General features: G+C 43.0%; 14 protein-coding genes, 1 pseudogene and 1 other annotated feature. Of the genes and pseudogenes, 4 read left to right on the top strand and 11 right to left on the bottom strand.

The genetic code is table 11. The features are described from left to right. Positions 1–2: 2 nt before the first annotated feature. The 8 genes from minC to ACYP5M_RS09570 form a co-directional block, all read right to left on the bottom strand. Positions 3–686, bottom strand: coding sequence for a septum site-determining protein MinC (minC, locus tag ACYP5M_RS09535; RefSeq protein ID WP_230176797.1), 684 nt, complete (start codon positions 684–686; stop codon positions 3–5). A 116-nt stretch (positions 687–802) separates the two neighbouring features. After that, the gene (mreD, locus tag ACYP5M_RS09540) at positions 803–1,321 is read right to left on the bottom strand and encodes a rod shape-determining protein MreD (RefSeq protein WP_101222789.1); all 519 of its coding nucleotides are present in this window, start codon (positions 1,319–1,321) and stop codon (positions 803–805) included. Continuing rightward, a complete protein-coding gene (mreC, locus tag ACYP5M_RS09545) occupies positions 1,318–2,190 on the bottom strand; it encodes a rod shape-determining protein MreC (RefSeq protein WP_034308869.1) in 873 nt (290 codons plus the stop codon). The genes mreD and mreC overlap by 4 nt, the downstream gene beginning before the upstream one ends. Positions 2,191–2,315: 125 nt before the next feature. Further along, positions 2,316–3,335 (bottom strand): rod shape-determining protein, encoded by a 1,020-nt coding sequence (locus ACYP5M_RS09550; protein WP_034308871.1) that lies wholly within the window; start codon positions 3,333–3,335, stop codon positions 2,316–2,318. 148 nt (positions 3,336–3,483) lie between these two features. After that, positions 3,484–4,158: a RadC family protein gene (gene radC / locus ACYP5M_RS09555; protein ID WP_101223484.1), complete on the bottom strand. Its 675-nt coding sequence runs from the start codon at positions 4,156–4,158 to the stop codon at positions 3,484–3,486. Positions 4,159–4,216: 58 nt separating this feature from the next. Continuing rightward, positions 4,217–4,786, bottom strand: a complete 570-nt coding sequence (locus tag ACYP5M_RS09560) for a Maf family protein (protein WP_101222791.1) — start codon at positions 4,784–4,786, stop codon at positions 4,217–4,219. 192 nt (positions 4,787–4,978) lie between these two features. After that, positions 4,979–5,953, bottom strand: a complete 975-nt coding sequence (locus tag ACYP5M_RS09565; protein WP_459734983.1) for a hypothetical protein — start codon at positions 5,951–5,953, stop codon at positions 4,979–4,981. Positions 5,954–6,260: 307 nt separating this feature from the next. Further along, positions 6,261–7,013 carry a prepilin peptidase gene (locus ACYP5M_RS09570; RefSeq protein ID WP_459734984.1) on the bottom strand — a complete coding sequence of 251 codons (753 nt, stop codon included), beginning with the start codon at positions 7,011–7,013 and terminating at the stop codon, positions 6,261–6,263. 299 nt (positions 7,014–7,312) lie between these two features. Between ACYP5M_RS09570 and ACYP5M_RS09575 the strand changes: the two are divergent. Beyond that, positions 7,313–7,536, top strand: a pseudogene (locus ACYP5M_RS09575) (transposase); the annotation flags it as partial. Between the two features lie 29 nt (positions 7,537–7,565). Here the strand turns inward: ACYP5M_RS09575 and ACYP5M_RS09580 are convergent. After that, on the bottom strand, positions 7,566–8,855 hold the full coding sequence (locus tag ACYP5M_RS09580) for a bifunctional folylpolyglutamate synthase/dihydrofolate synthase (protein WP_459734985.1): 1,290 nt from the start codon (positions 8,853–8,855) through the stop codon (positions 7,566–7,568). A 98-nt stretch (positions 8,856–8,953) separates the two neighbouring features. Between ACYP5M_RS09580 and ACYP5M_RS09585 the strand changes: the two genes are divergently transcribed. Next, positions 8,954–9,895 (top strand): ATP-grasp domain-containing protein, encoded by a 942-nt coding sequence (locus ACYP5M_RS09585; protein WP_101222795.1) that lies wholly within the window; start codon positions 8,954–8,956, stop codon positions 9,893–9,895. Beyond that, on the top strand, positions 9,864–10,706 hold the full coding sequence (locus ACYP5M_RS09590) for an ATP-grasp domain-containing protein (RefSeq protein ID WP_459734986.1): 843 nt from the start codon (positions 9,864–9,866) through the stop codon (positions 10,704–10,706). Before ACYP5M_RS09585 ends, ACYP5M_RS09590 begins: the two co-directional genes overlap by 32 nt. 49 nt (positions 10,707–10,755) lie before the next feature. Here the strand turns inward: ACYP5M_RS09590 and ACYP5M_RS09595 are convergent, their stop codons facing one another. Further along, positions 10,756–13,407 (bottom strand): valine--tRNA ligase, encoded by a 2,652-nt coding sequence (locus tag ACYP5M_RS09595; RefSeq protein WP_101222797.1) that lies wholly within the window; start codon positions 13,405–13,407, stop codon positions 10,756–10,758. A 43-nt stretch (positions 13,408–13,450) separates the two neighbouring features. Next, positions 13,451–13,678 (bottom strand) — a binding site (T-box leader). A 226-nt stretch (positions 13,679–13,904) separates the two neighbouring features. Between ACYP5M_RS09595 and ACYP5M_RS09600 the strand changes: the two genes are divergently transcribed. Then, on the top strand, positions 13,905–14,096 hold the full coding sequence (locus ACYP5M_RS09600; protein WP_101222799.1) for a hypothetical protein: 192 nt from the start codon (positions 13,905–13,907) through the stop codon (positions 14,094–14,096). Positions 14,097–14,152: 56 nt separating this feature from the next. Here the strand turns inward: ACYP5M_RS09600 and ysxE are convergent, their stop codons facing one another. After that, positions 14,153–15,223, bottom strand: a complete 1,071-nt coding sequence (gene ysxE, locus ACYP5M_RS09605) for a spore coat protein YsxE (RefSeq protein WP_434167501.1) — start codon at positions 15,221–15,223, stop codon at positions 14,153–14,155. Between the last annotated feature and the right edge of the window lie 54 nt (positions 15,224–15,277).

The following is a 15,277-nucleotide window of genomic DNA, read 5'->3' on the forward strand; positions in this document are numbered from 1 at the left end:
GATTAGAGACCCCCTTCTAATCTATTTAAATTAGGTCTATATTTCTTTAAGACTTGCAATTTTTCTATTATGATATTTTGTTCTTCATCCATGAAGGCACATTCCAAGTCATGTCCCCATTTCGTATATTGGTCAGGAGATAAATTCACTTTTCCGGCAATACGCAGTTGGGCAGGCTTCATGACAGAGGCAGCTATAATGGCCTCGTTATTCCCTTTATATCCGGCATGGGCTATTCCCTTTAACTGTCCCATGATATATATGTTGCCACCCGCACGAACCGTTCCGTCGGGATTGACATCCCCTATCAGCAGTAAGTCCCCGGGAACTTCAAAAACCTGTCCCGACCTTATCACCTTGGTCACGGTCGTCACTTGGTTTTCATCTTTCCATCGTTTCGCTTCATCCTTCGTCAGGACATTCGAAATCATCTCATCCACGAAAAGCTTCTTCTTTTTATGGATGACCTCTTTAATCTGTTCTTCTTGTTGTTCATCAAGATAGCGGTTCCCTGTATGTACTTTTACGGAAATGGACGGGTCATTTTCTTGAAACTGATAGTTTGCCGAAAGCTTCACTTCTAACTCTTTCAATAATTCGGAAAATGAGCAAGAATCATCGAGATGAAGCATAAACCCGTCTTTTGTTCCCTTAATCATGACATTTTGCTGAATTCTTTTATTCATGACGTTTGTTTCACCTCAATGAAATATAATTCGACATAGGAAAACAAATTTCCTTTTTCTACGTACACGGAAATGAGAAAATACATTTCCCACCTGCTTCTTAAGACACAGGAACGTTATTCCGTTTCTCCTTGCAAATCAAGCTTTTCAATCATTCTCTTTAAAGGGTAGCAGCTAATAATAATGAATGCGAGATTCAATAATAATGTCGGAATCAATCTCCGTTCCGCAAATTCAGCAAATCCCATATCTGCAAAAGAGAGTATGATATTCATCTGAAAGATGACAACCTCTAAAACTGCCGTGAATAAAAGCGCAGTAAGACAGGCAATCAATATATTATTTTGCAGGATTTTCATGCATTTCGATATCAAATAGGCAAGAAAAGGCAGCAGGAACATGTAAGTCCCAAGGATTTCCGTATATACGACATCATAAGTCAACCCAAGAATCGCACCATAAAGCATACCCATTTTCCTTGAGCCGAACATGGTCAGGAAAAAAACGAAAACCATCATGAAATGGGGCACGAGGATTTTATCGGCCCCGAATGCATCTCCAGCGAACATCTGGGCGAAGATGCTTTCAAAAACAAAAAAAACCAAGGCTATAAAAGAAAGGATGAAATATCTCACTCAGCTTCATCCTCCCCTTCACTTTCTTTCGGTACACCGTCCACTTCGCGCTGAACGACCATGACATTATTAATATCATAAAAATCCGTCGAAGGTTCAATATATGCAGTCTGGTTCAATCCATATTGATCCACTTTAACATCGACAACTTTCCCGATCAGCAGACCTTTCGGAAAGATGCCTCCATAACCGGATGTGATGACCAATGAATTTTTCTTGATCTTTTTATCATATGGGATCCGTTTCATCAGCAAAAGGTTCTTCTTATCATCGAATCCTTCAATCAAGCCATATGCTTTATCATCACCTTGGACGATCGCTGAGACACGATTGGCTTTATCGATCGAGCTTAAAAGTTGAACCGAGGCCGTGAAATCCGTCGCTGATTTCACCTTACCGACTAACCCATTGGACGTGATGACAGCCATATTTTTTTCTACCCCATTGCGCTTCCCTTTATTAATCGTCAGCATTTCATGCCAGCGGTCGGGATTGCGTCCAATGACCGTCGCCTGAGTGGGCGAATACTTGCGCAGGTCATCTTCTTTTTTGAGGTTATCGCGAAGTTCTTCATTTTCTTCCTTTAAATCTTGGACTTGGGTTTTCAATAATACATATTCATCCAAGCGGGCTTTCAATTTTTTGTTTTCATCGTATGTATGTTGTAGGTCTTTTAAGCCCCCTACAAAACCTGTTATACCCGATACTGGCTTATTAAACACATTTCCAACCCAGCCTGTCGTATCTTTCAGGAATTGCTCCGGCCAAGTCAACTCTTCTCTCTCCCTTAATGAAAAACCGATCAATGCCACGAGAACGATAATACTAACGAGCAAGAGAAGGAGCTTTTTATTAAAAAACTGTGGCATGGTGATTACACCTCTATCTAAAATTTCTTAAAAATACACTATGGATTTAATTAAACAGCAAAACATAAGAAAACCGGCTCAAAATTGCACCTTTTGTTGAGCCGGCCCTATTTGAGAAGTAATGCTTATCGCGAATCTCTTGATTTAGTCTTGAATAAGTGAATGTGGTCCAGCGCTTTTCCCGTTCCGATTGCAACACAATCCAGCGGGTTTTCAGCGATGATCACCGGCATTTGCGTTTCTTCACTGATGACTTTATCCAAATTGCGCAGCAAAGCGCCCCCGCCTGTCAGCACAATGCCTCTGTCCATGATGTCAGCCGCTAATTCAGGTGGTGTTTTCTCTAAAGTGTTTTTCACGGAATCCACAATTGCAGAAACTGTGTCGCTTAATGCTTTGGATATTTCCTCAGCTGTAATTTCGATCGTTTTTGGTAATCCAGTCAATAGGTCACGGCCGCGAATTTCCATGTTTTCTACGCCTTCCGTATCCCCAGCAGAACCAATTTCCATTTTGATCGCTTCAGCAGTACGCTCACCGATCATCAAATTGTAGTTCTTACGGATGTAAACGATAATGGCGTCGTCCATTTCGTCACCTGCGATACGGATCGATTGGCTTGTAACGATTCCGCCAAGGGAAATGATTGCCACTTCCGTCGTTCCTCCGCCGATATCAACGACCATGCTTCCTGTAGGCTCCCAAACAGGAAGGTCCGCACCGATCGCTGCTGCAAACGGTTCTTCGATTGGATATGCGTCACGGGCTCCAGCTTGTCTTGCTGCATCGATGACTGCACGCTGCTCAACTGCAGTAATCCCAGAAGGCACACAAATCATGACATATGGCTTGTTGCCAAATACGCCCTTCTTTTGAGCTTCCTTCATATAGTACTTCATCATGGTAGCCGTCGTTTCATAATCGGCAATTACTCCATCCTTCATCGGGCGGAGGGCAACCACGTTACCAGGTGTACGGCCGATCATGTTTTTCGCGTCGTTTCCGACTGCAACGATTTGCTTTGTATCTGTTTGCACAGCTACAACCGATGGTTCACGTACTGCGATGCCTTTTCCTTTCACATAGACAAGCGTATTCGCCGTTCCTAAATCAATCCCTATATCTCTAGCGCCAATTCCAAACATTATGGTATCTCCCTTTCGTAAACAAAAATGCCTTTTTATAAGTTCAAATAATAATTTGTCGTTTTTTGACAATAAGAGTTTTGAAAAAGTTTCCTCTTTTAAAAATCATAAACAATATTATATCGCATCGTCAAAAATTTTGATAGTGTCATAAATAACCTTTTTCCTTCAAACTAACATATTTATGCTCCCCGATGATGATATGGTCCAATACTTCAATCCCGATTATTTTACCACATTCTACTAACCTTTTCGTCACTTCAATATCTTCTCTGCTGGGAGAGGGGTCTCCGGAGGGGTGGTTATGAAGACAGATGATAGAGGCAGCGGACCTTTTGAAAGCCTCTTTGAAGACCTCGCGCGGATGCACGATCGAGGCATTGAGGCTGCCGATGAATACCGTAGTTTTTTGAAGCACTTGATTTTTCGTATTTAAATAAAGACAGACGAAATGTTCCTGTGATAAAAACCGCATTTCTTCCATACAATAATTGGCTCCATCTTCTGGAGATCTAATCACATAACGGTCTTGATCATTCAAATTGTTAATTCTCCTGCCAAGTTCGACAGAGGCAAGGATTTGAATCGCTTTCGCTTCACCAATCCCTTTAATCACGGTCAGTTCTTCCACTGAGGCTTCTTTTAGCAGGCGAAGGCCCTTGAAGGAATTGATGAGCCTGCCGGATAGCTGCAGGACGGATTCTTCCCTTGATCCCGTCCTCAATAGCAGAGCGAGCAATTCCTGATTGGAGAGACCCTGCGGTCCGTCTTGCAGAAACCTTTCGCGCGGCCTCTCCTCTTTCGGGTAATCCCGTATTAACATTTTTTCGCTCAAAAAATCAACCCTTCCTTAGAAAAGGGAAGATGCCAGAGGAAATCGATCATTCTAACTCTTGCTGCATCGCTTTAAGTTCCCGGGCCAGTCTTGAGACCGGAAGCCCGACGACTGAGAAATAGTCCCCTTTGATTCGTTCGACAAGTAGAGATCCGTATCCTTGAATCCCATAGCCGCCAGCTTTGTCAAAAGGTTCCCCGCTATCCAGATAACGTTCGATTTCAGCTTCTGGCAGCTCCCAAAATGTCACTTCCGTTTTTTCTGCGAATACTCTGCGATGCTTGCCGAATAGAATGGCGACACCTGTGTATACCTCATGTGTCCGTCCCGATAACATTTCCAGCATTCTTTTTCCATCCGCACGGCTTGTCGGCTTACCCAATATCTCTCCATCAAGGACAACAACGGTATCCGAGCCGATTACCCAGCTTTCCTGAAATTTTGCGGCGATGGCTTCCGCTTTACGGGATGCCAGTTCTTTCACCGCTGCATCAGGACACATGTTTTCATCAATACTTTCATCGACATTGGAATTCATGCTTTCAAAGGGGATTTGAAGAAATTGTAGAAGTTCTTTACGACGTGGTGATGAAGAAGCTAAAATCAATGGCTGCATAATATAAAAGTCACCTTTCTTTACATAGGGAGATACATAACTATCCTATCAAATTATGGTGCAATCCACAATTATTGTTTACTAGGAATCGACAAATGCCTGTAAGTATTTCCCGGAAAATAAAAAAGGTGTCACAGATGGTTTCATATTGGGGAGCTTGTCCATTTGGCAGCCCCCCCTTCTTTTCTTTACTTAACTCGATTTGTTTTGGTAATTCAATAAAAAATCAAGAAGACTTTCTTGAGCCTGGAATAGCTTTTCTTCGTTTTTGGAAGTCTCATATTCATCAATCGACTTTGCGGCAGCAGTCAGGTCATCGTTCATATTCGAAAACTCCGGCGATAATTTCCCCGCCTTCAGTTCATCCAAGTTTTTTTTCAGGGTTTCTTTGTTTACCGTCCCTTCCTTTCCGCGAAGCTTGGTTGCGGATGTTTCTGCCAAGGAAGTATATACTTCCTTCATCTTGTCGAGGGTTTTCTCATCTTCCTGGCTTGTCCCAGCCGCTTCAAAATTGATTTCCTTCCAATATACGTCCACATCATAGGACTTTAAGAATAAGGCCAGCTCCTTACTTGAAGCTAGACTCTCTGCCGACCCCAAGAATAGATAATAGCTGTCTTCCAATTTGAAAATTTCAGCAGGAACCTGCTTTTCAATGATTTTCTTTTGTATTTGCCTTGCCGCATCCTCGCTGCTGAATACTCCTCCCTGTACAAGGAATGTCTTCAGCTGGTTTCCTGGTTCAGTCACTGCCGCTTTTTTATCCTCAACAGTGGCTTCCGTTGGAACCGGGGTCTCGACCGAAGATACTTCGGCTTTTTCCTTTGTAATCGTTTTAACGGCGATCAAGCCAAGAATCGACCCAAAAAAAACAGCACAAATGACAGCGATCATGAATGTCTTGATCGGTCTTTTATCAGAACTTTTCAGCGAACTGGTACCAAAACCGATGAGCTTCGGCATTTTTTTCTTTGGCGGTGAGGGTACCAATACGATTTTGTTTTCGTTTGAATCCTCAGGGAGTATCCATTCGAAACTCTCGTCTGTGTGTCCCTGTTCCTGCTCCTTACTCGCCGCCTCTTGACTTTCAGCCTTTTTATCGGCAAATACTTTTTCTTCCCCATTTATTTTAATCGTTACACCCTTGCTTTGTTCCGGCTTGCCCAATTTTTTTCCTCCCCTCCAGATCATTTTTTTCATCCTAACATAGAGGTAAAAAAAAATAACAAGACTTTTGTCGTCTTGTCATTAATAGGTTTCGTCAAATTTCCCTATTCATATATGGGTGACGAAAATAGAATTCCAGGTACTGGTACTTCTGGTTCACAAACCATTCAATATCGCCTCTCACCAATTACATACATCACTCTTTCATGCCAGCTTCACTTGCAGCCAATTGGGGATAGTTCCCTACTGAGCTATTGTTCAAGTGATTTTTGACAAATTCCTCTTGGATCAGGTTGGTTCTTTAAGCTCATCTTAAAAAAGTTACATACCAATGCAGAAGGGAATCGCCCCAAAAATAAGCAGTCAATGTCCCAAAAACGATATACGGACCGAAAGGAATAAGTGTTTTCTTTTTTAGGATTCCGCTCAGCAATCCGATGAAGCCCACGAATGCCCCATAAAAGCACGCAAAAAGAAACGATAACAGCATCATCTTCAGTCCCAGTACAAAGCCAATCACTGCAAATAGCTTGATATCACCGCCACCCATGCCACCCTGACTCACGACTGCGATTAATAACAGCAGGCTAAAGCCCACCACTGCCCCGACAATTGAATCCCACCAGGGCGACAGTGGAAATGAGACTCTTAAAACGATAAAAATCACCGTAAAGAAAAGCAGTATTTTATCTGGTATGAGCATATAGGCGACATCAGTCACGAAGATGATCATAAATAATGAAATCAATGCCAAGCCAACCAAGAGTTCGCTCGACCAGCCAAGGAATATGGGAGCAGAGGCAAACAAAACACCAGTCAGCATTTCCACTATCGGATAAAGGGGGGAAATCCTTGCTTTACAGCCCCGGCATTTTCCGTCTTGCAACATATAGGAAATAACCGGCATCAACTCGAAGAATGTCAATGTACGCCCGCAAGAAGGGCAGGCGGAGCGACGATTCGCAAATGTCTGACCAGCTGGAACACTTAAACCGACAACGTTAAAGAATGAGCCTAAAATTAAGCCGAAGACGAAGAGATAGATATGGATAGCCATCATTTATACAAAGTGCATGAGGATTCGATTGCTTTTCTATGAAACCCTAATAAAAAAGTCCCTTCCGCTATGTAATCATCACTGGGGCTCTTCATGATCATTCATTCCTCCCATCATTTCATTAAGTAGATCCTACTATTCATCAATCATGTAGAATCAATATATAAACATATTTTAACAAAAATACTTGGTGATTTGTTATCAATCACCCTATTAGAGTTTTTTCTTTTCAAACGGCTCTGTTAACAAGGAAAAAGGACCTTTGAAAAGGTCCTTTCAGACTGTAGACAAACTCGATGAAAATCGTGTTTGCTTTCATTTATGATTTGGTGAAAGATAGGTATTCAGAGAATGGAAGCCCAAGTATTGATCCAGTTATATTAGCCAAACTGACTTTCAGTCAATTTACCTTCTGTATTCGTTCAATTCTACAATTGAAGAAGTAGAAACAAATATGGCTTACCGTTGGTTCTTAAGCTTTGGTTTCCATGATAAAGCGCCTCATTTCTCAACAATCGGGAAAAATAATTAGTCCACCGGTAAAGGCACATCCCTTTAGGCATCTTCTCTGATTAGGAACTCCCTCACAAGTGAAAGGAAATGGAGCGACCCTGTGATGACAAGAATCTCTTTTTCCCCTGTTTTCCTTCTGCCTTCCGTAATCGCCTCCTGCCAATCCTTGTTTATCCGTTTATTGGGATGACTGCATTTTTCATATAGCGTTTTCGCATCCGCCGCCCGTTCATGGTCGAATTCGGTAATGATGATTTCCATCGCTTCAGTTTCCAGTCCATGAAGCATCTCGGAATAATTTTTATCTTTAAATGAACTGAATACGAATCGGTACTTATAGTCGGGGTAATGCACTTTTAGCGTTTCCTTCAGCACGTCGATGCCGGCAGGATTATGTGCACCATCGATGATCACCAACGGCTCATCCGATATTTTTTCAAAGCGGCCATCCCATTTCGCTTCTCCTATTCCTTTAAGGATGCTTTTTTTATCGATATTTTCCATTCCTAATGTGACAGCAGCAATGGCCAGTGCCGCATTCTCCATTTGATGACGTCCTAGCATCCGCATTTCCACATTTTCGATGTACCTGTCGGCAAGCGAAAATGAGAAACTTTGCCCTCGTTCACTTTGCTTTATATTGCCTATATGAAAGTCTTTACCTAATTGGTAATAAGGTACCCCTAATGATGACGCTTTTTCTTCAATTACTTTTGCTGGTTCCCCGGCTGTGACTCCGCTGATGATCGGCGCCCCGCTTTTAATGATGCCAGCCTTCTCAAAAGCAATTTCCCCAAGTGTGTTACCCAGGATGCTCGTATGTTCCAAAGAAATCGAGGTAATGATCGAAAGAAACGGCTGGATGACATTCGTTGTATCGAGCCTGCCTCCCAAACCGGTTTCCATCAAAACCAAATCCACTTCCTTTTTGCTAAAATAAGAAAATGCCACCGCAGTCAAAATTTCGAACTGAGTGGGACCGTCCCCTTTACTGTCCATCTCTTGTATAATCGGCCAAAGCTCACGGAAGACAGCGATAAAATCCTTATCACTGATTTCATCTTCATTAATCTTGAGCTGTTCATTCATCCGTATTAAATAAGGTGATGTGAAGGAAGCGACCCGAATCCCTTGGGCAAGTAGGATCTCTTTAATATATTGCAGTGTTGATCCTTTCCCGTTAGATCCTGCAATATGAATATATTGTAGCTCCTCATGCGGGTCTCCTAATTCAGTTAACAATGCTTCCATCCGTGATAGGCCAAAATTCATGCCCAATTGAACTTGGCGCCGTTCAAAAAAATGATTGATTTCTTTCATGGTCGTTACCATTATCGTTGTGCCTCCTCTTTCTTTATACCGCTCTTATGCGTTAAGATTATTTTATCAATATATGAACGATTAACCTAGATGAAAGGTAGTGTTTTACCATGAAACCTTCAGATTACCACTGTTGGATTGTCGTTAACGGCTATTTACAGCATGATAAGTTTTCCAGTTTAGCTTTGTTCATTAAAGAGGCGGCTGAAAGGAAAGATATCATGGCAACTCTTATCCGTAATTCAGATCTCATTCCCATAATCGAAAAAGGAGTGCCGCTGCTTAAAGGAGCTTTTGATAAGCTTCCTGATTTTGTTCTGTTCATGGATAAAGACATTCATTTGGCACGCCATTTGGAATTGCTCGGCATCCCCGTTTATAACAGCAGTAAAGCGATCGATATTTGCGACAGTAAAGCAAAAACACATCAAGCATTAACCGGGCATGGCATACCAATGCCGAAAACCTTATTTCCCCCTTTTACATACGAAGGGATTGAAAGGGTCAATATGGATGCTTTTATCCAAATCGGCAATGAGCTTGGGTATCCGCTTATCGTTAAGGAAGCATACGGTTCTTTTGGGGAGCAAGTATATTTGATCCAAACAGAGGATGAGTTACTAAAGACGATCCGTAATCTTGGCCACAAACCATTTATAATCCAGGAATTCATCGAGCACAGTAAAGGTCGGGATATTCGTGTGAATGTCGTGGGCAATCAAGTCATAGCAGCGATGCAACGCCATTCGGAGCAAGACTTCCGAGCTAATATGACTGCCGGAGGGCAGGCTGCACCATATATACCCACCAATGAAGAAGCACAACTTGCCATCCGATGTGCGCAAATCCTGGGTGCCGACTTCGCTGGCGTCGATTTGTTGTTCGGTGAAGAAGGTCCGCTTTTGTGCGAAGTGAATTCGAATTCGCATTTACTGAATATTTATGAATGTACAGGCATCAACATCGCTGAAAGCATGTTCGATTATATCTTGAAAGAATTAGGAAAAGGAAGTGCATCTGATGAAAAAACAAGCAGGCTGGTTGATTTATAACCGTGAGGATGCCTTGAAAAACAAAGGATACATAGATTGGATGCTTGAGGAAGCCAGTAAGCTTGATCTTGATTTACACTTTCACTTTCGGGAAGACCTTAGGATCGGTCATCGTTTCAACGAGTTGTACGTGGAACATGGGACGCAGCCAATTTCATTGCCAGACTTCGCTATCGTCCGGACCATCGATCCTTTTTTTACAAAGCAGCTTGAGCAACTGGGGATTGCTTGCTTTAACTCCTCCTTCGTATCGGAAATCGCGAATGACAAAGCAAAGACGCACCAATATATGTCCTCGCTTGGGATTCCAATGGCCGATACCGTATATTGTAACGGAAGACCGAGTGCCGATGACATGGAGTTCCCTTTCATTGCTAAAGAAACAAGTGGACGCGGCGGGAAACAAGTATATCTAATACAACATGCCGATGATCTTGCCATACTGAAAGATGGAAATTGGATTGTCCAAAAAACCGGCTTATTCGGTAAAGATATCCGCGTTTTTGTAATTGGAAAAAAAGTGAAGGCTGCTGTACTTAGGGAGTCCGCTTCAAGTTTCAAGGCAAATTATACGCTTGGCGGATCGGCTTCACTATATGAGCTATCTGCAGCTGAATTAGCCCTTGTCGAAAAAGTAATGAAGTCGTTTGATTTCGGCCTGGTCGGAATCGATTTCATATTTGCCGAAGATGGCAGCCCCATGCTCAACGAAATCGAGGATGTCGTCGGCAGCCGGACATTAAGTGCATTAAGTGATATGAATATCGTATCGGAGTACCTCACATTCATAAAAGAAAGAATATCCTCCTAACGAAGCACAAAAAGGATGAACCGGCATAAAGCTGGTTCATCCTTTTGTTTTACAGTTGTTTCAGTTCGCTGATCCTGTGGATTACAGAGTCGCGTTTTTCGCTATAGTCTTTTTCCTTGGCACGTTCTTCTTCGATGACGCTTGCCGGCGCCTTTTTGACGAAGCCCTCGTTGCCTAGTTTTTTCTGTACACGCTCAACTTCTTTATTAAGTTTGTCGAGTTCTTTTTCAAGACGTTTCACTTCTTCGTCAATATTGATCAGTCCTGTCAGCGGAAGGATCAGTTCTACGCCAGTTACGACAGCTGTCATGGCTTGAGCAGGTTCCTCGACTTCAATTCCGATCGTCAATTGTTCAGGATTACAGAAACGCTCGATATAGCTGCTGTTTTTCTGTAACGTCTCTAAGATTGACTCATCTTTCGCTTTTAAAATCAAATTGATTTTTTTGCTTAGCGGTGTGTTCACCTCAGCACGGATATTACGTACGGAGCGGATGATTTCAACAAGCAGCTTCATTTCCTCGGCTGCAGCTGTATCTGTCAATCCTTCATTCACTTCCGGCCAAGCGGCAACAGTGATGGACTCACCTTGATGCGGAAGGTTCTGCCAGATCTCTTCGGTAATGAAAGGCATGAACGGGTGTAACAATCTCATCGTGTTATCCAGTACATAAGCCAAGATCGAGCGCGTCGTTTTCTTCGCTGCTTCGTCTTCGCCATATAGCGGAAGCTTCGCCATTTCAATATACCAGTCACAGAAGTCATCCCAAATGAAGTTGTATAGCACACGGCCCACTTCACCAAACTCATAACGGTCCGCAAGTCTGGTTACGTTGGAAATCGTTTCATTCAAGCGCGTCAAGATCCATTTATCGGCTACAGACTTCTCACCGCTTAAATCGATTTCGTCATAAGTCATGCCATTCATGTTCATCAAAGCAAAACGGGATGCGTTCCAAATCTTATTGGAGAAGTTCCAGACCGCTTCCACTTTTTCCGTGCTGTAACGAAGATCCTGTCCTGGCGAGCTGCCAGTGGACAAGAAGTAACGCAGTGAATCGGCACCGTATTGATCGATGACATCCATCGGATCGACACCATTGCCAAGCGATTTACTCATCTTGCGCCCCTGTTCGTCACGAACGAGTCCGTGGATCAGCACATCTTCAAATGGTCGTTCACCCGTGAACTCAAGAGCTTGGAAAATCATCCGTGATACCCAGAAGAATATGATATCATAGCCTGTCACAAGTGCCCCGGTTGGATAGTAACGTTGGAAATCGATACTGTCCTTGTCAGGCCAGCCCATAGTCGAGAACGGCCATAATGCCGAGCTGAACCATGTATCCAGAACATCCGTATCTTGTTCCCAGTTTTCAGCGTCCGCAGGCTCTTCGTGACCTACATACACTTCACCTGTTTCTTTATGGTACCAGGCTGGAATGCGGTGACCCCACCAAAGCTGACGGGAAATGCACCAGTCACGGATATTTTCCATCCAATGCAGGTACGTCTTTTCGAAACGATCCGGTACGAAATGAACTTTTTCCTCATCGGATCCTTTTTGAAGCTCAACGGATGCATCAGCCAGCGGCTGCATTTTAACGAACCATTGCGTCGAAAGATATGGTTCAACAACAGCACCGCTTCTCTCTGAATGTCCAACTGAGTGAAGGTGATCTTCGATTTTGAAGAGTACTCCTTCTTCCTGAAGGTCTTTGACGATTTGTTTCCGGCATTCAAACCGGTCCATGCCTTCATATTTACCAGCCTTTTCATTCATCGAGCCATCTTCATGCATGACAAGGATGCGCTCCAAATCGTGACGGTTCCCGATTTCGAAATCATTCGGGTCATGAGCCGGAGTAATTTTGACCGCGCCTGAACCGAATTCCATATCGACATAATCATCACCGACAATCGGAATTTCCCGGCCTGTAATTGGCAATCGGACCATTTTGCCGATCAAGTGTTTATAACGGTCATCTTCAGGATGTACAGCAACAGCAGTATCACCAAGCATCGTTTCTGGACGGGTGGTGGCAATTTCGATTTCACCTGATCCGTCAACCAACGGATATTTCATATGGTAAAATGCGCCCTGCACATCTTTGTAAATAACCTCGATATCGGATAAAGCCGTTTTCGTCGATGGATCCCAGTTGATGATGTATTCGCCGCGATAAATCAAGCCCTTGTTATAAAGCGAAACGAACACTTCGCGCACAGCTTTTGAAAGCCCCTCATCAAGAGTGAAGCGTTCACGTGTATAATCAAGTCCAAGACCCAGCTTTGACCATTGTTCACGGATATGGCTCGCATATTCCTCTTTCCATTTCCATGTCTCTTCTACGAATTTTTCACGTCCAAGGTCATAACGGCTCACGCCTTCCGCACGAAGTTTCTGTTCTACTTTCGCTTGAGTGGCGATACCGGCATGGTCCATGCCCGGCAACCATAAAACATCATAGCCCTGCATTCTTTTCATGCGTGTCAAAATATCTTGAAGTGTCGTATCCCAAGCGTGACCAAGATGAAGCTTACCTGTCACGTTAGGCGGCGGGATGACAATCGTGTATGGTTCTTTTTTATCGTCACCCGTCGTTTCGAAAAACTTTCCATCAAGCCACCATTTGTAGCGGCCTTTCTCTATCGTCTGCGGATCATATTTAGTCGGCATAGAAATTTGGTTCTCTTCCATATCATTTCCTCCTTTTTAGGCATAAAAAAAACTTCCATCATCACAAAAGGACGAAGGAAGTTGTTCGCGGTGCCACCTTTTTTCCGAAAAAGAAAAAAACTCTTTCGGCTCTCAAATCGGATAACGGCTCTTCACCGGCCTTCGCTACTAAGAGGTTCACGAAGACTGCTCGCGGACGACTTCGGATGCTGCTTCCTGGAAACCTCGCACCAATTTGGTTTCCTCTCTGAAAAGTGCATATCATCTTACTATTTCCGGTCTTTGCATTGATTTATATTCATATGTAAATTCATTGAATGCATATAGTATATAGTACAAAAAATATGGGGCTCCAGTCAATCATCTTTTCGCTTACTTTCCCAGGAATCATCCCATTTGATACATTCAAGGTCGTTTTCTTTATTTTATCCTCCAGGAACAGTGAATGTGACGGCTTTATCACCTTTTCCACTGCCCACCCATAGAATATAAGAAGTCCTAAAAAGGAAGGTAATAATATGAAGCGAAGATATACTCCCTATACTTTACCGCCTTGGATGAAGAAATTCCGCGGTGTCTGCCAGCAGTTCATCGTCCCCTTTATCGTATTCCAAGGATTACGCACGTTGATTTTTCCGACTTTCTTCGATATGCTCCTGCTAATCGCATTTATTTTCCTGGCCATGTCTTTATATTTCGAATGGATATAATTATTCCCTTACAGCAAAAAAATATACATGACTGGAGATAATCCAATCATGTATATTTAGCTTGGAGGTGATTGTTCTTCTTTGGCAGCCTCGGCAGCAGCCTTTTTCTGCTGTTCGATCTCTTCGATTTTCATCACCATATATTCAATATTTTTCAGAAGCCAAAATTGCCGCTGCAGTTGAGTAACATTTTCAAGCTCTGAACGATGGACCCTGCCATCGGAATAACTCTTCACTAATTCCAAAGCTGATCCAGGGAATGCCAGATAACTTTGCATGAGCAGCAATTCTTCTTCCTTCAACGGAAAATAACGAAAATAGTTATATAGCCAGTCAACGCAGTCATTGCATTGGACAGGATAGGTCCTGGCCGATTTAACGAGAAATGGCAGTAAATCGAAATGCGGCGGAGCCGTATTCGAATTCTCAAAATTGATGAAGTAGCCATACCCCCGCTCATCATAAACGAAATGCTTCAAAGAAACCTTTCCGTGCGTGACCACGGTTCGCACCTTTTCACTATCCTTCGTTTTTTCATACCAGGTTTCAAACTTCTTGATCGAGTACTTCAGCGCCTGTGAAATATCAGTGTAGAAAGAACAAACCGTCATTTCGAATGGAGACATATACCACTTCTTTTCACAGCTGACAATATACTCATCCATAAAGTCCTTCTCGTTATTCCAGGCATCAAGCGTCCGCTCATAATGGGCTTCCCTTTCCTCAATATCCACTTGTATTTCCTTAACGGAAAGTGTATGCATCCGAGCAAGCTCCCTGAACATTTGCTTATGTTTTTCATCGCGCTCCCCGTCCCCCTCATTATTGAGCCAGGGCATCAGGTAATACAAACGGCCATTATGAAGAACGGCGTAACGCTGATCCATCGTTTGATAAATCGGAACGATCCGATTATAGCCGCGATGGTACAGTTTTTGAACATTTTTGATAAAATCAATGCCGTTCTGCGGTAACATCGATTTCAAAGCAAATGTACCGCGATCACTGTACACTTTTTTCACACGCCCGAAGTCCTCGATATATTGTACATACATGGCATATTCCTTCAATACGGTTTCCGTGTCCCGATTCAGATTGGCAGGCTGCTGATTCTCGTTTTCCCTCACGAGACTCACTCACTTTCTCTAAAAAACTAAAGATTCTCCAGCACCTAAAAAACA

The organism is Peribacillus sp. N1 (genome assembly GCF_054600815.1).